Raw genomic sequence first — 17,771 nt, 5'->3', positions numbered from 1 at the left:
CGTCAACAGGACTGCGAACCGCCACCATGACCCTGCCCAATCGCGACAAGCCCTGGCTCATCCGGACTTATGCCGGCCATTCCACGGCCGAGAAGTCGAACGAGCTCTATCGCACCAATCTGGCGCGCGGCCAGACCGGCCTCAGCGTCGCCTTCGATCTGCCGACGCAGACCGGCTACGACAGCGACCACGTACTGGCGAAGGGCGAAGTCGGCAAGGTCGGCGTTCCGATCTCCCATCTCGGCGACATGCGCGCCTTGTTCGACGGCATCCCGCTCGACCGGATGAACACGTCGATGACCATCAACGCGCCGGCCGCCTGGCTGCTCTCCCTGTATATCGCGACCGGCGAAGCCCAGGGCGTCGACCGAGCCAAGCTGCAGGGCACGACCCAGAACGACATCATCAAGGAATATCTCTCGCGCGGGACCTACATCTTCCCGCCTGAGCCGTCGCTGCGGCTGACCGCCGACACGATCGGCTTCACCTATCGCGAGGTTCCCAAGTGGAACCCGATGAACGTCTGCAGCTATCACCTGCAGGAAGCCGGCGCGACGCCGGTGCAGGAACTGGCCTTCGCGCTCGTGAACGCCATCGCCGTGCTCGACGCGGTCAAGGCGCGCGGCCAGGTGCCCGACGCCGACTTCCCCAAGGTGGTGGGCCGCATCTCCTTCTTCGTGAATGCCGGCATCCGCTTCGTCACCGAAATGTGCAAGATGCGCGCGTTCGCGGAGATGTGGGAAGACATCACGCTGAATCGCTACGGCGTCGCCGACCCCAAGCAGCGCCTGTTCCGCTACGGCGTGCAGGTCAATTCGCTCGGCCTCACCGAGCAGCAGCCCGAGAACAACGTCTATCGCATCCTGCTCGAGATGCTGGCCGTGGTGATGAGCAAGAACGCCCGCGCGCGTTCGGTGCAGTTGCCCGCGTGGAACGAGGCGCTCGGCCTGCCGCGGCCGTGGGACCAGCAATGGTCGCTGCGCCTGCAGCAGATCGTGGCCTTCGAGACCGACCTTCTCGAATACGGCGACATCTTCGACGGCAGCAAGGAGATCGCCGCCCGCGTCGAATCACTGAAGCAGGAAGCGCTGGCCGAGATGGGCCGCATCGCCGACATGGGCGGCGCCGTCGCGGCCATCGAGGCCGCCTACATGAAGCAGCGGCTGGTCGAATCCAACCTCAAGCGCCTCGCCGCCATCGAATCGGGCGAGCAGACCGTGGTCGGCGTCAACGCCTACACCGAGGGCGCGCCCTCCCCTCTGGCCGGCGGCCAGGATTCGATCCTGACGGTCGACGATTCGGTCGAGCGCGGCCAGATCGAGCGACTGAACGCCTGGCGCGCGAACCGCGACGGCGCGGCGGTGAAGGCAGCCCTCGCGGAGTTGGTCGCCGCCACCAAGGAAGACCGCAACGTCATGCCGGCGTCGATCGAATGCGCCAAGGCTGGCGTCACGACCGGCGAATGGACCGAGGCGTTGCGCGGCGTGTTCGGCGAATATCGTGCGCCCACCGGCGTCGCGCGCGCCGCCGGCGTCACCGACGGCCGCCTCGAAGTCACGCGCCGCGAGGTCGACGCGGTGTCGCGCCGTCTCGGCCGGCGCATCAAGATCCTGGTCGGCAAGCCCGGCCTCGACGGTCATTCCAACGGCGCCGAGCAGATCGCCGTGCGCGCGCGCGATTGCGGCATGGAAGTCGTCTACGAAGGCATCCGTCTCACGCCCGAGCGCATCGTCAATGCCGCTCTCGAGGAGAGCGTGCATGTCGTGGGCCTGTCGATCCTGTCCGGCGGCCATGTCTCGCTGGTGAGCGACGTGCTCAAGGGCATGCGTGAAGCCGGCATTGGCGACGTGCCGGTGGTCGTGGGCGGCATCATCCCGCCCGCCGACGCCGAGGCCCTGATCGCCGCCGGCGTCGCGCGCGTCTACACGCCCAAGGACTTCGACCTCACGCAAATCATGCGCGACGTGGTGTCGGTGGTGGACGGCGCCTGGAAGGAAGCCGCCTAGCCTCTTCTAGCGCGGCACGGCGACGTTGCCCGCCGCGATGAAAGCGGCGAAATCCCGCTGCCATTGCGCCGCGCCCTCGAGCGTCGCTTCGTAGACCGCGCCGCCGATCGCCTCGCCCACCGCGGTATGGAGGCCGGCATAGGCGTGCGGCGTTCCCGCCTGCGGCGATGCGACGACGATGCAATCCGTCCCGGTGCCGGTGACGGCGGCACCCGCCTCGGCTCGGCCCCAGTCGACGATGGCGGCCGTGCGCGCCTCCGCCACGATCGACAGCCCCTCGACCAGCGCGCCGTCCGTAAGCGGCACGGAGACATGGACCAGAGTGTTGATCGTACCGGCATGAGGCGCGCGCGCCTTGCGGGCGCCTACCCGCTCGGCATTGGCCAGGCCGACCGTCGTCACGCAGGTCGCGGCAATGCCCTCGACCTCACGCCGCGCGCAGTGATGGCGGCTTATGTCGCGGGAGGTCATGAAGGCCAGCGCATCGGGACGCCCCGCCTCTGCCAGTCGCGCCGCCAGGAACGCCAGAGGATCGACCGAGGGGCCGAGATCGCGATTGCGCACCTCGACCCAGACGATGTCGCGCGCCACGGCAAAGCCCGGATGCAGCAGCGACCATCCCAGCGTGCGCTGCGGCTCGTCGAAACGCACCGTCAGGAACGGCGGCACGCAATCGAGGGTGAAGGACGAGCGCAGCATCCGGTCCTGCCGCGTCAGTCGCGAAGCGTCGCCGTCGCGTGCAGCATCGGCTCGACGACGGCGTGGCTGAAGAGCCAGGTCTCGGCATGGGACGCTTGCCCGTCGCGGCGCAGGACGCGCGAAAGTGCGATCACGTCGGCGGCCTGCGCCGGCCGCAGCACCGTGACGTTCAGATGCGACACGCGCGCGTCCAGACCCGCGGCGGCGCGCAGCGACGTGTCGACCAGCGACAGCAGCGCCGCCATGGTCCATTCGCCTCCCGCAGCCGGTGAAAAGCGCAGGCGCACGTCCTGGTCCTGGCACTCCTCGACGAACACTCCATGGAGGTCGGCGGCGGGCAGCGTGGCGTCGAGCCGCGCCTGAAGTTCGTCTTCGGTCATCGGCGGCACTCTATGCTATCTCCCCGCCCCATGTCCTTCCTCGACCATATCCGCCGCTGCAACAACGCCGATCTCGCGCAGTTCGAGCCGTGGTTCGTGGGGCCTCATCGCGCAGGCTTCGTCCATCGCGACTTCGCCGCCGATGCGGTGCAGGACAGCGGCCTGTTCGAGCGCCGCGACGGAGCCTGGCATCTCGATCCGCGCCTCGACACGCCACAGACGCGCACCGCCGAGGTCCGCGCCTTTCTCCTGGCCCTGCGCGAGCGCGGCTACTTCAAGGGCCTGTGGCGCGAGGAGAGCTACGCCGTGGCGCCGCAGGACGGCGCGCCCTTCCTGATGGCGATGGAGCGTTCGGCCGTGCCGTGGTTCGGCGTGCGCGCCGGCGGCCCGCACATGACGGGCTTCGTGCGTCGCGCCGACGGCCTGCACATCTGGGTGCCGCGCCGCTCCTACGAGAAGCCGACCTTTCCAGGCCAGCTCGACAACACCGTGGCGGGCGGCCAGCCCGCGGGTCTCGGCCTGCACGAGAACCTCGTGAAGGAGTGCGGCGAGGAAGCCTCGATCCCGCCCGAGCTGGCGCAGCAGGCCAAGGCCGTGAGCGTCGTCGGCTACTGGAACCAGTCGGGCCAGCAGCTCAAGCCCGACGTGATGACCTGCTTCGATCTCGAACTGCCGCACGACTTCACGCCGCGCGCCAATGACGGCGAGGTCCATTCGTTCGAGCTGTGGCCGGCCCAGCGCGTGTTCGAGACGGTGCGCGACACCGCCGAATTCAAGCACAACTGCAATCTCGTGCTGATCGACTTCTTCGTGCGCCACGGCATGCTGTCGGCCGACGATCCCGACTTCATCCCCATCGTGGCGGGGCTCAGGATGATGTACGCTCCGCGCAACGGTTCAGGCTGAACGACGGCACGTCCGAAAGGTGGCGGTCCCGATGCCACGACAGTCGCTCATTGTCGCGCTGGCAGCAGCGTTCGTTTCTCCTGCCGTGGCGCAGGATGGCACCCATGGCCAGGGCCATGCCGAGCATCACGACTGGTACCAGAAGCTGAAACGGCCGGGTTCCAACGCGTCGTGCTGCAGCGGCACGATCAACGGCGTCGAAGGCGATTGCCGTCCGACCCGTGCCTACCAGAAGGACGACGGCACCTGGGTCGCCCTGCTGGACGGCCGCTGGGTGCAGGTGCCGCCCAAGGTCGTGCTGCAGGAACTCGCGCCGGATGGACGCAGCCACATCTGCGCGAACAAGACGGGCAGCATCTTCTGCTTTCTGGGCGGATCGCCCAAGTCGTAACCGACTTGGGCGAGGCGGCCGAGCTTCGCTCGGCCTTCAAGCTGGCGGCGAGATGTTCGCTTCCTTGATGACCTTGCGCCACTTTTCCGTCTCGGCGAGGAGGCGCTTGCCGTAATCGGCGGCGCTGCCACCGACCAGGACGAAGCCGAGGTCGACGAGCTTCTTGGCCGTTGCAGGATCGCGCAGCAATTCGTTGAAGGCCGCGTTCAGGGCCGCGACGATCGGCTCGGGCGTGCCGCCCGGCGCCATCACGCCAAAGAACACCGCGCCCGTCAGGTTGGCGGGCAGGCCCGCCTCGGCCACGGTCGGCACGTCCGGCAGCATCGGCACGCGCTTTGCGGCTCCGACGACCAGCCCGCGCAACCTGCCGTCCTTCACCGCGAGGCCGCCCGGGAGCAGCGTGTCGGAGAACAGCATGACGTGGCCGCCCAGCACGTCCTTCAGCGCATCGGCGCTGCCCTTGTAGCCGATATGCTCGAGCTTGATGCCCGTCTCCATCCTGAGCTGCTCGCCCCAAAGATGCGGCATGCTGGCGTTGCCAGCCGAGGCGTAAGGTATCGGCGAGCTCTGCGTCTTCGCCCAAGCGATGAATTCGGCCATCGTCTTGTAGGGTGCGTTGGGATTGCAGGCGAGAAGCAGCGGCATGTCGACATAGCTGCAGATCGGCGCCAGATCCTTCACCGGATCGTAGGGCAGTTTCAGGCCGAACGACGTATTGGTGGCGACGGGAGCCGCCGCCATGAGGATCGTGTAGCCGTCGGGCTTCGCCTTGGTGACGATCTCGGTGGCGATGATCGTGCCCCCGCCCGGCTTGTTGTCGACCAGCACCTGCTGGCCGAACTTGTTCGTCAGGTACTCCGCCGCGATGCGCGCGGAGGTGTCGGTCGCGCCGCCCGGCGCATAGGGCACGACGAAGCGGATCGGCTTGTCGGGGAAAGTCTGGGCACGCGACGGCAACGGTGCGAGGGCCAGGACCGCAACGGAGCCCAGCAGATGGCGACGCTTCATGATTTCCTCCCTGAAGGTTCTTCTTCGTCTTGCTTGGCATGAGTATCGGCGACGGGCCGGAGCAGAGCTAGCCCCTCGACCACCCGCGCCACGGCATGCGAAACTCGCTCCCTGTAAATTCGAGGGATCAGGCGTGGCGCGCGACGGGCAAGGGTTGGAGCTGGGCAATGCGGACGAGGGCGCGGTCGCCGCGCTCGATTTTGTGACGCAGGAATGGCTGGGCTTCGGCAAGCGGTTCGCCGACTTCATGGCCGCCGCCGACCGCGAGGAAAAGTGCCTGATGTTCCCGCTCGTGGCGGCGAGTCTGGTCCTCACGATGTATTCGCCGGAGGGTCAGGCCGCGGCCAAACGCTACCTGTCGCGCGCGCAGCAGATGACGCCGGGTGCCGGCGCGCGCGAGCGGGCATGGCTTGGGGCCATCGAGTTCTGGGTCGAGGGCGACACCGACCGCAGCCTGCAGCAGTTCCGCCGGATCGTCTCCGAATGGCCGCGCGACCTGCTGGCCGGCAAGCTGGCGCAGCTGCTGGCCTTCAACCGCGGCGAGGCCGAGACGCTGCTCGATGTCGGCGAGAAGCTCGTCGCCGCAAACCCGGACAACCGTTTCGTCTGGGGCATGTACGCGTTCGGCCTCGAAGAATGCAATCGCCTCGACGAAGCAGAGGCCGCGGCGCGCAAGAGCCTGGCGCTCGACCGCAACGACCCATGGGCGCATCACGCCATCGCGCATTGCTTCGAGGCGCGTGGCCGGCTGCTGGAGGGCGTCACCTTCCTCAATTCGGTGTCCGACACCTGGGCCGACTGCAACTCCTTCATGCAGACGCACAACTGGTGGCACCTGGCGCTGTTCCTGATCGATCTCGATCGCACCGACGAGGCGCTGGCGCTGTACGACGATCGCGTCTGGGGCGTGTGGAAGGAGTTCTGCGAAGACCAGGCCAATGCCGTCTCCCTGCTGGCGCGGCTGGAATTGCGCGGCGTAGATGTGGGCGCGCGCTGGACCGATCTCGCGACCTACCTCAAGCCGCGCCTGAACGAACATCTCTCGGCCTTCCACGACGTCCACTATCTCTACGGGCTGGCGCGCGCCGGCGACCGCAGCGCTGTCACCGAGATGCTGGCGAGCCTGGAGGATCGCGCCGGGCGTGCCCGGCCGTTCGAGCGCGAGACCTGGGCCGATTGCGTGGTGCCGCTGGCGCACGGCCTCGCCGCGCATGCTTCCGGTGACATGGCGACCGCCGCGCGCCTGATCGGCCAGGCGATGCCGCACCTGCGCACGCTGGGCGGATCGATCGCGCAGCGCGCACTGTTCGGCGCCATCCATCTCGACGCGCTCACCCGCGCCGGCTGGAACGACGCGGCGCTGGCGATCCTGCAGGCCGACGAGCGCGAGCGTCCGGGCGTGGCGGCGACCAAGCGCGCGCTGGCCGACGTCTATCGCAAGGTCGGCCGCACCGAACAGGCGCTGGCCGCCGAATACCAGGCCGAACAGCTCGCCCGCCAGTATCGCGCCGCCCACACGAGAACGGGAGAAGCGGCATGACGCAGGATCTCACACAGGCGAGCGCGGCCGAACTCGGACGGCTCTACGCCAAGGGCAAGGCCTCCCCGGTCGAGACGATGAAGGCGGTTCTGGTGCGTGCCGGGACGCTCGCGACGACCGTGAACGCGCTCTGCCATGTCGATGCCAAGGCCGCGCTGGCCGCGGCGCGTGTGTCCGAGAAGCGCTGGAAGAAGGGCGAGCCGCGCTCGCCGCTCGACGGCGTGCCGGTCTCGGTCAAGGAGCTGGTGCGGGTGAAGGGCTGGCCAGCCTCGATGGGCAGCAAGCTCACCGACAAGACTCCCGTCGACGCCGACGCGCCCGCGGTGGCGCGGCTGCGCGAGGCCGGCGCGATCGTTTTTGCGCAGAGCACCAGCTCGGAATACGGCCACAAGGGCGTGACGGATTCGCCGCTGCACGGCATCACGCGCAATCCATGGAACACCGGCATGACGCCGGGCGGATCGTCCGGTGGCGCGGGCGCGGCCGTGGCGGCCGGTCTCGGCCCGATCGCCATCGGCACCGACGGCGGCGGCTCGGTGCGCATTCCCGCGAGCTTCAACGGGCTGATCGGCCTCAAGGCCACGTTCGGCCGCGTGCCGGCCTGGCCGCCCTCGATGACCGGCGACCTGTCCAACACCGGCCCGATGGCGCGCACCGCGCTCGACGCGGCGCTGATGATGAACGCCATCGCCCGGCCCGATCCGCGCGATGGCCATGCCCTGCCCGAGGACGACACCGACTACACGAGGAAGCTCGGCAGGCTGCCGAGGAAGCTGAAGGTCGGCTTCGCGCTGCGCCTCGGCGACCATCCGCTCGACATCGAGGTCGCCGCGATGGTGACGAAGGCGGCGCGGGACTTCGCGGCGCTGGGCTGCACGGTCGAAGAGGTCGAGGCGCCGTTCTCCTTCGGCGAGGCCGGCCGCGCCTTCGTGATCCACTGGCTCTCGGCGCTGCAGCGCCTGCTGCAGGTCTTCCCCGAGGAACGCCACGACGAGTTCGATCCGAGCCTGCTGGCCGGCGCCAGGGCGGGCCTGCGCTACACGCTGCAGGACGTGGTGAATGCACAGGTGACTCGGCGCGACCTCACGCTGGCCTGGAACCTGTTCTTCGAGAAGTACGACCTGCTGCTCACGCCCACCGTTGCGGTCCAGCCCTTCTCGGCAGGCACCAACCTGCCGCCCGGCCCCGACGGCAAGGGCAACATCATGTGGTCGCCCTACACACCGCAGTTCAACCTCTCGCGCCATCCCGCGGCGACGGTGCCGTGCGGCCTGTCACGGCAAGGGCTGCCCGTCGGCCTGCAGATCGTGTCGGCGCACTACAAGGATGCGCTGGTGCTGCGCGCCGCCGCGGCCTATGCCGAAGCCCACCCCTTGAAATTCCCTGTCCTCCCGGAGATCAAGTAGATGACCGCCGACCTTGCGATGATGCCGGCCCACGAGCTGGTGAAACTGTTCAAGGCCCGCAAGGCCTCGCCGGTCGAGGCGACCAAGGCGGCGCTGGCCCGCGTCGACGCGTTCAATGGCCAGCTCAACGCCTTCCAACATCTTGATCCCGATTCGGCGATGCGCCAGGCGCGCGCCTCGGAGAAGCGCTGGAAGAAAGGCGGCAAGCGCCTGAGCGACATCGACGGCGTGCCGATCACCATCAAGGACATGGTGCTGACCAAGGGCATGCCGACGCGCATGGGCAGCCTCGCCACCGATGCCGACGGCCCCTTCACCGTCGACGCGCCGGTGGCGCAGCGGCTGCGCGAGGCCGGCACCGTGCTGCTCGGCAAGACCACCTCCCCCGAATATGGCTGGAAGGGCGTCACCGATTCGAAGCTGTTTGGCGCCACGCACAATCCGTGGAAGATCGGCCGCACGTCCGGCGGATCTTCGGGCGGCGGCACCGCGGCCGAGGCGGTCGGCATGGGCAATCTCGCGATCGGCACCGACGGCGCGGGCTCGGTCCGCATCCCCTGCTCCTTCTGCGGCCTGTTCGGCTTGAAGCCCACGCAGGCGCGCGTGCCGCTGTTTCCGATGTCCGCGCAGGGCACGCTCTCGCACATCGGGCCGATGACGCGCACCGTGCGCGACGCTGCGATGATGATGAATGTCATCGCCCGCCCCGACCCGCGCGACCCCTATGGCCGTCCTGACGATGCCGAGGACTATCTCAAGGGTTTCGACAAGGGCGTGAAGGGCCTGCGCATCGCCTATTCACCCAACCTGGGCTTCGTCGAACGCGAGAAGATCGACCGCGACGTCGCTCTCGCCGTCGAGCAGGCGGTCAAGGTGTTCAAGACGCTCGGCGCCAAGATCGTCGAGGACCAGCCCGACTTCATGGGCCTCGATCCGCGCAAGATCCTGAATGCCCACTGGCAGTCGAACGTCGCGCTGCTGCTCAAGAGCTTCAGCGCCGAGAAGCGCGAGCTGATGGATCCGGGCCTGGTGAAGGCCGCCGAGTACGGCGCGCAGCTCGGCCAGGAAGCGGTCGTGACGGCGATCCACCAGCGCCAGACGGTCTCGGCGATCATGAACCAGTTCATGGCCAAGTACGACCTGCTGCTGACGCCCACCATGCCGATGACCGCCTTCGCGGTGAACGAGAACGCGGCGTGGGGCGGCGACGGTGTCGACATCGGCTGGACGCCCTTCACGCTCGCCTTCAACCTGACGCGCCAGCCGGCCGCCACCATCCCCTGCGGCCTCGACCGCGACGGCATGCCGATCGGCCTGCAGATCGTCGGCGGCCACGCCCGCGACGCCCTCGTCCTGCGCGCCGCGGCGGCCTACGAACGCGTCCGCCCGATCCCCGCGCCGCCGATGGCGCACCAGATCTGATGTGAAGGCTGGCGCGTCCGATGGCCCTGAGCCGCCAGACGCGCCTCTACATCCTGCTCGGCGTGGCGCAGGTCGCCGCGCTGGCCGCCCTGGCCTGGTTCGCCGAGCGGCAGGTCGCGCTAGGGCCGACCGACAAGCTCGGCTGGCGGCCCTTCACCTGGCCGCTTTCGACGGAGCGCACGCCGGCGGGACGCGCCTATAGCGGCGAGGATCACGACGTCTTCGTCTGGCTGACGCTCGACGGCCTCGGCACCGGCGACTGCCCCGAGGGCATCGCGAGCGATGCCGCCCTGGAACGCGCCGTCGACATCCGGATACTCGACCCGCGCTTCGAACCCGTCGGCCGGGGCGAACGCATCCGCGTCACCGACCTCACGGGCTGGACCCGCGTCTACGTCCACCGCCGCAACAACAAGTCCCTGCGCTACGGCGAGGCCGTCGCCGTGGCCTACAAGTGCGACGTCATCACCGCGATCATCGACGGCGACGCGCGCGATCCGGCCAGACGCAAGCTCGCGCACGAGTTCCTCGAATCGAACACGGCGCAGGTCTGGATCAACAAGCAGCTCGAGGGGCGGTGATTCTGTCGTCCTGAGCGCAGCGAAGGACCTCGCCGAACGACCGGCGTACTCCAGGGCTCGCGTGAGATCCTCCGCTTCGCGCAGGATGACAAGACTGGTTGGCCGTCGACGTCGCGCGCGACTGTTAAAGCTTCACCGGCACCTTGCGGGCAAAGAACGCGGCAATCGCGGCCATCGCCGTGCTGGCGAGCCACAGCCAGTAGCCTTCGCGCAGGCCGGTCACAGGGTTGGCCATACCGGCCTCGTTGGTGATCACGCTGGTCTCAAACAGGAAGGAGCCGGCGAGCGCCAGGGCGGCCACGCCCAGGATCAGCGCCGGCACGCGGCGACTGAACGAGGTCGCAATCCACGAGGCGCCGAGCAGCGGGTTGGCGAACCAGCTCGTATGGCCCAGCGCACCAAACAGCAGGATGCTCCAGCCGGGCCAATCCGAGCAGATGCCGGAGACGCAGAACGCGTCCTGGGTGAGGCTGGCGGCGAAGAGGATCACGCTCAACATCAGCGCGACGCGGGCGGTCTTGCTAGAGGGCATAAAGGGCCGTCTGTAGCGCCCCAATAAAAACCTCACCCTGAGGAGCGTCGCGCAGCGGCGCGTCTCGAAGGGTGGGCAACGTGCACCTCGCCTGAGGCCCATCCTTCGAGACGCCGCGCGGGGCGCGACTCCTCAGGATGAGGATGAAGGCTGATCGGCAGCCTGACGAAGCGTGCAACGCTCCGCTCACGCCGCCACGCCGAGCGCGCTGCGGATCGAGTTGTGGAAGTGGACCAGCGATGGCTCGTTGCGGCCATAGATGACTTCGCCCGTCGCACCGGATTCGAAGCCGATCTGCATGCGCTCGCCCAGCGGGAAGTCCTCGTCCAGCACGGTGCGGATGGCGATGTCGCGGTTCTTGGCCCAGTGCTTCTCCGGACGGTCGCTGTCGGCGGGGCGGTAGAGCGTGAACTCGACAGAGCAGCTACCGGGGTCGTTGCGATCGGGGAAGGCGCGCCAGATCTCGATATGGTCGACCTGCCAGATGATGATGGTGTTGGGGAACAGCTGGTAGATCGCGATGATGTGCGGGCGCAGATTGCGTTGGTCGTCGGGCAGTGCGCGCAGCGCCTCGATCGAGGTGCGCGGCACGCACATGCGGCCGTGGCGTCCCGCACTGTCGAAGGTGCCGCAATTGCCGATGAAGTATGGCGCGATGGTTTTCCGGTGGAGATGCGGGATGTGATAGCCCTCGAGGAACGTGTCGACGGCGAACTTCCAGTTGATGCGCGGGGTGATGCGGTCGACCGAATAGAGCGGATAGGTCTCCGGCTGCAGCGCGGCGAAATCGGGAACGAACGATCCCAGCACCGCATCGACGTCGATCTCGGCCGGCTCCCCCTCCCGCAGCGGCGTCGCGCGCACGAAGATCATGCCGTGCTTCTCGCCGGCAGGCAGCCGCACCAGCCCGTGCGCGCCGATATCGAGGCCGGCGAAGCCCGCCTTGTCGGTGACGCCGAGCAGCCTGCCCTGCGCGTCGTAGGTCCAGGCGTGATAGGGGCAGACGAAGGCCCGGGCGTTGCCGCAGCCCTCTGCCACAGGTGCGCCTCTATGGCGGCAGACATTGGCGAAGGCGCGCACCATGCCGTCGGGCCCACGCACCAGCAGCACCGGCATGCCGGCCACGTCCTCGGTGATGTAGTCGCCGGCCTTGAACAGGCGCGACGAAAGCCCCATGAACAGCGGCTGGCTTCGAAACAGCGAGTCGCGTTCGCGCGCGGCGCGCTCGCGGTCTGAATAGGCGTCGACACGGTTGTGGAACATCGCGTCGGCGAGATCGGTTGTGCGGCCGTCGATATGGCCGAGCAGCCGCCTCCCGACGGCCAGTTGTTCGTTCCGGTCCATGCCGCCGATGTTATGCCTTCGCCGGCACCGCGCAACTCCAACCGTCGATCATCTCGAACACCTCGGCGGAGGTCTTGCCGCTTTCGCGCAAGCTCCGGATGGTGAGGTCGCGGTGGCGCTTGGCGAAGCGCCGGCCGGTCGCATCGGTCAGCAGGGGATGATGCGCATATTGCGGCGCAGCGTAGCCCAGCAGCTTCTGCAGCAGCGCGTGAACGTGAGTCGACGGCAGCAAGTCGATGCCGCGCGTCACCAGCGTGACGCCCTGCAGATGGTCGTCGACCGTGACCGAGAGATGGTAGCTGGTCGGCGTGTCCTTGCGGGCGATCACGAAGTCGCCCATCAGCTCCGGCTGGCCCTCGATCCGGCCGAGCGCCTCGTCGAAGAAGGCATAAGGTCCCGCCTGCTCCGCAGCGCGCGTCGCATGGAAGCGCATACAATGCTCGATGCCGGCCGAAAGGCGGCGGCGGCGCTCCTCGACCGGGAGATGGCGGCAGGTGCCGGGATAGAGCGGCCCGTCCGGCCCCATCGCCACCGGGTGCGGCGCACTGGCCGAGGCGGCGATGTCGGCGCGCGTGCAGAAGCAGGGATAGACCAGCCCACGCTCGTCGAGCTGGTCCAGCACGCGGCCGTAGTCCGCGAAATGATCGGACTGGCGGCGCACCTCGCCGTCCCAGGCGAGACCGAGCCACTCCAGGTCGGCCAGCATCGCGGTCTCGTACTCGCGGCGGCAGCGGCGGATGTCGATATCCTCGATGCGGACCAGGAACGTGCCGCCCACGGCGCGCGCGCGCTGCCAGGCGATGCGGGCCGAATAGGCGCTGCCGAGATGAAGTTCGCCTGTCGGGCTGGGGGCAAAACGCGTGACCACCGTCATGATCCGACGTTACAGCGCCCCCTCGCCACGTGCTATGGCGGGAGACATGGCGAAAGCGACATCCCCGGTCGTCCTCGACAAGAAGACTCTCAAAAAGGCGCTCGCTGCGTTGGCGGACGCCGATCCCGACATCGCGCGCGCGCTGGCGGAAGCGGGTCATCCCGAACTGCGGGAGATGCCGACCGGCTTTGGCGGGCTGATGCGCTCGATCGTCGGCCAGCAGGTCTCGGTTCATGCCGCGCGCAGCATCTGGCTGCGGCTGGAAGCGGCGGTGCCGTCGATGGAGCCGGCGGACTTCCTGGCGATGAGCGACGAGCAGCTTCGCGCCGTCGGCCTCTCCGGCGCCAAGATGAAATACGGCCGCAGCCTCGCCACCGACATCGTCGAGGGGCGGATCACGTTCGACCGGCTGCACGAGCTCGACGATGCCCAGGCCATCGCCATGCTGACGCAGGCCAAGGGGATCGGTCCGTGGACCGCCGAGATCTACCTGATGTTCGCGCACGGCCGGCCCGACATCATGCCGGGCCTCGACCTCGGCCTCGTCGTCGCCGCGCAGCATCTCAAGAAGCTGCGCACCCGCCCCGACGCAAAGCGGCTTCTCAAAATCGCCGAGGCGTGGCGGCCCTGGCGCAGCGCCGCGGCGCTCGTCCTCTGGCACTATCGCCGCAACATGCCGGACTGGTCGGCAAAGGAGAAGAAGGCGACATGACCAAGAAGCTCGACGGCCCCAGCCACGGCCCGCACGCCGGCGGCAAACCCGGCCACCTCGTGATCCTGCTGCACGGCTACGGCGCCGACGGCAACGACCTGATCGGCCTCGCGCCCGTGCTGGCGCCGCTGATGCCCGACGCGGTATTCCATTCGCCCAACGCGCCCTACCCGTGCGAGGGCAATCCGATGGGCTTTCAGTGGTTCGGCATCTCGCGCCTCGACCCCGCGGTGGCGGCGGCGGGCGTGCGGTCGGCCGCGCCCTTCGTCGAACAGTTCCTCGACGACACGATGGCCCAGTACGGCCTCGACGAATCCAAGACCGTCCTGATCGGCTTCAGCCAGGGCACGATGATGGCGCTGCATGTCGGCCTGCGCCGCGCGAAGCCGCTCGCCGGCATCGTCGGCTTCTCCGGCATGCTGGCCGGACCCGACACGTTGAAGGCCGAGATCAGGTCGAAGCCGCCGGTCCTGCTGGTCCACGGCGACAGCGACGAGATGCTGCCGGCCGTCCTGACCCAGCGCGCGGCGCAGACGCTGAACGAGAACGGCGTACAGGTCGGCGTACACATCGCACCGGGCATCGGCCACGGGATCGACCAGACCGGTCTCTCCCACGCCGCCCGTTTCGTGCTCGAAGCCTTCAAGCTGCCGGTGCCGAAACAATGAGCGACGCAGCGATCGGAGGCACCTGCCGTCCGGGTTTCGAGCGTGTCGCCGAGGCCTTCGAGAAGAACTTCAGGGAAAAGGGCGAGATCGGCGCCTCGGCCTGCCTGACGATGGGCGGCGAGACGGTGGTCGACCTGTGGGGCGGCGTCGCCGATCCCAAGAGCAAGGCCCCGTGGACACGCGACACTGTGAGCATCGTCTTCTCCTGCACCAAGGGCGCGACGGCCTTGTGTGCGCATGTGCTGGCGAGCCGAGGCCAGCTCGATCTCGACGCACCGGTCGCCGAGCTGTGGCCGGAGTTCGCGCAGCACGGCAAGGAGCGCGTGACGACGCGCATGATGCTCGACCATTCCTCCGCCGTGCCCGCGGTGCGCGCGCCGGTGAAGGACGACGGGCCCTACGACTGGGCCTACATGACGGAGCGGCTGGCGGCCGAAGTCCCGTTCTGGGAACCCGGCACGCGCAACGGCTATCACGGCTTCACCTTCGGCTGGACGGTGGGCGAGATGGTGCGGCGCGCGAGCGGCAAGTCGCTGGGTGCCTTCTTTCGGGAAGAAATCGCGGGCCCGCTGGGTCTCGATTTCTGGATCGGCCTGCCCGAGGCGATCGAGCCGCGCGTCGCGCCGATCGTGCCGCATGTCTACAAGGTCGCCGACGCGGTGACGCCCTTCATGCGAGATCTCGCGACCAACAAGGAATCGGTGGCCGCGCTGTTCTATTTCAACAACGGCGCCTGGCGCTCCGGCGGTGCCAACAGCCGCGCGGGCCATGCCGCCGAAATCGGCGCGGCCAACGGAATCACCAACGCGCGCGGGCTGGCCGGCATGTACGCCCCGCTGGCGAACGGCGGCGGCGACCTGGTCGATGCCACCACGCTCGCCCGAATGGGCGAGGTCTCGATGGCGACGCACGACGACGCCACCCTGCGCATCCCGACGCGCTTTGCGCTGGGCTTCATGAAGTCGATGGACAATCGCCGGCGCAGTATGGCCGCCAAGCTGTGGGGCGAGGATTGCGACAGCGTGATCCTGGGCAGCCCGGCTTTCGGCCATGTCGGCGCCGGCGGCTCGCTCGGTTTCGCCGATCCGGTCGCCGGCCTGTCGTTCGGCTACACGATGAACCGCATGGGCCCAGGCCTGCTGATGAACGAGCGCGGCCAGTCGCTTGTCGACGCGGCCTATCTGTCGCTCGGGTACAAAAACAAGGACGGCGGCGTGTGGGTTCGCTGAAGATTGCACTTCCAGGAATTTGCCTCACCCTGAGGAGCGGCCGCAGGCCGCGTCTCGAAGGGTGGGAACCCGCACCGCGTCCGTTGCCCATCCTTCGAGACGGCGCTTCGCGCCTCCTCAGGATGAGGATGGTTGGGAATCGTCGCGCGGCATGATCCCCGTCTTCCGTCCGCTCAAGGATCCCGCCGTTGCCACGATCTGGTCGGGCCTCGCCGCCTCGACCATCGGCGAGGACCTGTTCCGCGTGGCCGTGGTGTGGATCGCGGCCGAGCAGATCGGCAATGCCGCGGGCTACGTGAATGCCACGCAGTACGGCGCCATGCTGGTGGTCGGCCTGCTGGGCGCCTCCGCCTTCGACCGCTGGCGCGCCGACCGCGCCATGATCGGCGCCAAGTATGCGAGCGCGGTGCTGGCCATCCTGCCGGTGCTCGGCTTCTACCTCTGGGGCATCTCGATCCCGCTGCTCATCGTCTCGGTGATGGGCCTCGCGGCGATGCGCATGGTCTTCACGCCGGCGCTGCAGTCGGCGGTGCCGGTGCTGGTCACGAATCGCGACGCCATGCAGGCGATCAACGGCCTGTTCGACGCGACGTGGCGGCTCGCCCGCCTGATCGGGCCGATGATGGCGGCGGTGCTGAACACGCTGCTGCCGGTGATCCATTTCCTGTCGATCACGGCGGTGGGCTTCGTGCTGTCGGCGCTGGCGGTCTGGGCGGTGCGCGACCGCCTGTACGACCCGGCCTACAAGCCGCGACCCGGACGCGGCGGCTGGCGCGGCGCGTGGGACGCCCTGCTCGACGGCGCGCGACTGATGCTGCGTGAGCCGCGGATGGGCGCGCTGCTGATGATCAACGCCTTCGCCAACGGCCCCTGGAGCGTGGCGCTGCAGCTCTGCATCGCGCTGATGGTGGTGGAGCACGATCCGCACCTGTTCGGCCTGCACGGTCTGGCCTCGCTCGGCATGATCGTCGGCGCCTGCGGCGTGGGCGACGTGGCCGGCAACCTGGTGGCCGGCAGCGTCCGTTTCCGCCGCCCGCTCTCGACCATGTTCCTGGGCTATGTCGCCATGGGCACGGGCTTCGCCTTGATCGCCCTGTCGGCCTGGGGCCTCGACAATCCCTACAAGCTGCCGGCGATGATGCTGTCGGGCCTGGTCGCGGGCTTCGGCGGGCCGTTCTATTTCATCCCGATGATCACCCGCATGCAGACCGTGTTCCGCGGCGCCGAGATCGCCCGTGTTTTCCGGCTACGGCTCGCCGTGATGGCGGGCTCGATGCTGCTGTTCAATGTCGCGGCGACACCGATGTTCGACCTGATCGGCCCGACCCACACCGAGTTCTGGTTCGGCCTGCTCCTCCTGGCGCTCGGCATCGCCGGCTGGGTCTACTTCTGGCGTGCTGAGAACCGCGAGGCCGCGGGCGCGGCCGCCTCAGCCCAGCAGCGGCACGTGCCGTGAGCAGTCGCGCGGCAGGATGCCGGTGAGGCGCGGATCGGCGAACACCTCGACCTGGAAGGCATAGGGCACGAAGCCGGACCGCCGGTAGAAGTCGAGCGCCGCGGGATGGTCGAGCGTGCAGGTATGCACCCAGAACCGCCTGATCGGCCGCGCCCAGGCCCGCGCGATCGCCTCGTTCATCAGGGTCCGCCCAATACCCGTTCCCACTGCCTCGGCAGCCAGCCCGAAGAACGCCAGCTCGCATTCCCCCGGCTTGCTGAAGTCGAGTTCGAGAATGCCGACATTCCGCCCGTCTTTGCGCAGGACGAGGAATTCCACCTCGGCGTTGTCGAGGATCGCCTGCAGCTTCTCGTCCGCCATGACCAGCCGCGAGAACCACAGCCAGTCCGTCCCCACCGCGCGATAGAGTTCGCGATAGGCCGCGATGGTCCGTTCGAGCGGCTCCAGCGCAAAGCCCGGCGGGAAAGGCCGCGCCGCCCGCTGCGGCGGACGGGCCGGCATTTCGAGGCTGGTCACGATGGTCGCGACGTGCCCCGGCGGAACGGCGGAATACCCGGGCGGCAGGACAGGATTGGTGATGTTCATGCCGTTGTTGATTAGACGATCTCGAACGAAGC

The 17,771-nt window shown here is 68.4% G+C and carries 18 protein-coding genes; 11 read left to right on the top strand and 7 right to left on the bottom strand.

Annotation, left to right across the window (positions count from 1 at the left end; translation table 11 throughout):
* The first annotated feature begins 26 nt into the window (after positions 1 to 26).
* Positions 27 to 2,006, top strand: coding sequence for a protein meaA (locus tag KQ910_RS13665; RefSeq protein ID WP_216961014.1), 1,980 nt, complete (start codon positions 27 to 29; stop codon positions 2,004 to 2,006).
* A 6-nt stretch (positions 2,007 to 2,012) separates the two neighbouring features.
* Here the strand turns inward: KQ910_RS13665 and KQ910_RS13660 are convergent, their stop codons facing one another.
* Together KQ910_RS13660 and KQ910_RS13655 are read right to left on the bottom strand one after the other, a co-directional pair.
* Positions 2,013 to 2,705, bottom strand: a complete 693-nt coding sequence (locus KQ910_RS13660) for an adenosylcobinamide amidohydrolase (RefSeq protein ID WP_216961010.1) — start codon at positions 2,703 to 2,705, stop codon at positions 2,013 to 2,015.
* 14 nt (positions 2,706 to 2,719) lie between these two features.
* Entirely contained in the window at positions 2,720 to 3,085 is a 366-nt protein-coding gene (locus KQ910_RS13655; RefSeq protein WP_216961007.1) for a hypothetical protein, read from the bottom strand.
* A 12-nt stretch (positions 3,086 to 3,097) separates the two neighbouring features.
* On the opposite strand from KQ910_RS13655, the gene KQ910_RS13650 reads away from it, so the two are divergent.
* The gene (locus KQ910_RS13650; RefSeq protein ID WP_216961004.1) at positions 3,098 to 3,991 is read left to right on the top strand and encodes a DUF4743 domain-containing protein; all 894 of its coding nucleotides are present in this window, start codon (positions 3,098 to 3,100) and stop codon (positions 3,989 to 3,991) included.
* Positions 3,992 to 4,022: 31 nt separating this feature from the next.
* Positions 4,023 to 4,382, top strand: a complete 360-nt coding sequence (locus KQ910_RS13645; RefSeq protein ID WP_216961003.1) for a hypothetical protein — start codon at positions 4,023 to 4,025, stop codon at positions 4,380 to 4,382.
* Positions 4,383 to 4,418: 36 nt separating this feature from the next.
* Here KQ910_RS13645 and KQ910_RS13640 read toward each other — a convergent pair whose 3' ends face one another.
* Complete coding sequence (locus tag KQ910_RS13640) at positions 4,419 to 5,390, bottom strand: Bug family tripartite tricarboxylate transporter substrate binding protein (protein WP_216961000.1); 972 nt, start codon at positions 5,388 to 5,390, stop codon at positions 4,419 to 4,421.
* Positions 5,391 to 5,523: 133 nt separating this feature from the next.
* Between KQ910_RS13640 and KQ910_RS13635 the strand changes: the two genes are divergently transcribed.
* Genes KQ910_RS13635 through KQ910_RS13620 form a run of 4 tightly spaced genes read left to right on the top strand, consistent with a single transcriptional unit; the run spans position 5,524 to position 10,339 of the window.
* Positions 5,524 to 6,930 (top strand): tetratricopeptide repeat protein, encoded by a 1,407-nt coding sequence (locus KQ910_RS13635; protein WP_216960995.1) that lies wholly within the window; start codon positions 5,524 to 5,526, stop codon positions 6,928 to 6,930.
* Positions 6,927 to 8,336: an amidase gene (locus tag KQ910_RS13630; protein ID WP_216960992.1), complete on the top strand. Its 1,410-nt coding sequence runs from the start codon at positions 6,927 to 6,929 to the stop codon at positions 8,334 to 8,336. The genes KQ910_RS13635 and KQ910_RS13630 overlap by 4 nt, the downstream gene beginning before the upstream one ends.
* Positions 8,337 to 9,758, top strand: a complete 1,422-nt coding sequence (locus KQ910_RS13625) for an amidase (protein WP_216960990.1) — start codon at positions 8,337 to 8,339, stop codon at positions 9,756 to 9,758. It abuts the gene before it with no gap.
* A gap of 20 nt (positions 9,759 to 9,778) precedes the next feature.
* On the top strand, positions 9,779 to 10,339 hold the full coding sequence (locus tag KQ910_RS13620) for a hypothetical protein (protein ID WP_216960987.1): 561 nt from the start codon (positions 9,779 to 9,781) through the stop codon (positions 10,337 to 10,339).
* 124 nt (positions 10,340 to 10,463) lie between these two features.
* Here the strand turns inward: KQ910_RS13620 and KQ910_RS13615 are convergent, their stop codons facing one another.
* From KQ910_RS13615 to gluQRS, 3 genes are all read right to left on the bottom strand, one after another.
* Entirely contained in the window at positions 10,464 to 10,871 is a 408-nt protein-coding gene (locus KQ910_RS13615) for a hypothetical protein (RefSeq protein ID WP_216960984.1), read from the bottom strand.
* Between the two features lie 186 nt (positions 10,872 to 11,057).
* Complete coding sequence (locus tag KQ910_RS13610; protein ID WP_216960981.1) at positions 11,058 to 12,215, bottom strand: aromatic ring-hydroxylating oxygenase subunit alpha; 1,158 nt, start codon at positions 12,213 to 12,215, stop codon at positions 11,058 to 11,060.
* Between the two features lie 10 nt (positions 12,216 to 12,225).
* On the bottom strand, positions 12,226 to 13,089 hold the full coding sequence (gluQRS, locus tag KQ910_RS13605) for a tRNA glutamyl-Q(34) synthetase GluQRS (protein ID WP_229600398.1): 864 nt from the start codon (positions 13,087 to 13,089) through the stop codon (positions 12,226 to 12,228).
* Positions 13,090 to 13,135: 46 nt separating this feature from the next.
* Between gluQRS and KQ910_RS13600 the strand changes: the two genes are divergently transcribed.
* From KQ910_RS13600 to KQ910_RS13585, 4 genes are all read left to right on the top strand, one after another.
* Entirely contained in the window at positions 13,136 to 13,801 is a 666-nt protein-coding gene (locus tag KQ910_RS13600; protein WP_216960977.1) for a DNA-3-methyladenine glycosylase family protein, read from the top strand.
* Complete coding sequence (locus KQ910_RS13595; RefSeq protein WP_216960974.1) at positions 13,798 to 14,469, top strand: alpha/beta hydrolase; 672 nt, start codon at positions 13,798 to 13,800, stop codon at positions 14,467 to 14,469. Before KQ910_RS13600 ends, KQ910_RS13595 begins: the two co-directional genes overlap by 4 nt.
* Positions 14,466 to 15,698 (top strand): serine hydrolase domain-containing protein, encoded by a 1,233-nt coding sequence (locus KQ910_RS13590; protein WP_216960971.1) that lies wholly within the window; start codon positions 14,466 to 14,468, stop codon positions 15,696 to 15,698. The genes KQ910_RS13595 and KQ910_RS13590 overlap by 4 nt, the downstream gene beginning before the upstream one ends.
* Before the next feature lie 151 nt (positions 15,699 to 15,849).
* Complete coding sequence (locus KQ910_RS13585) at positions 15,850 to 17,154, top strand: MFS transporter (RefSeq protein ID WP_216960969.1); 1,305 nt, start codon at positions 15,850 to 15,852, stop codon at positions 17,152 to 17,154.
* On the opposite strand, the gene KQ910_RS13580 is transcribed toward KQ910_RS13585, so the two are convergent.
* Positions 17,128 to 17,739: a GNAT family N-acetyltransferase gene (locus tag KQ910_RS13580; RefSeq protein WP_216960967.1), complete on the bottom strand. Its 612-nt coding sequence runs from the start codon at positions 17,737 to 17,739 to the stop codon at positions 17,128 to 17,130. The genes KQ910_RS13585 and KQ910_RS13580 overlap by 27 nt on opposite strands.
* Positions 17,740 to 17,771: the final 32 nt, after the last annotated feature.

This window comes from Reyranella humidisoli (assembly GCF_019039055.1).
Lineage (GTDB): Bacteria > Pseudomonadota > Alphaproteobacteria > Reyranellales > Reyranellaceae > Reyranella > Reyranella humidisoli.
The sequence above is the reverse complement of the archived record's forward strand: the minus strand, read 5'-3'. Positions and strand labels throughout refer to the sequence as shown.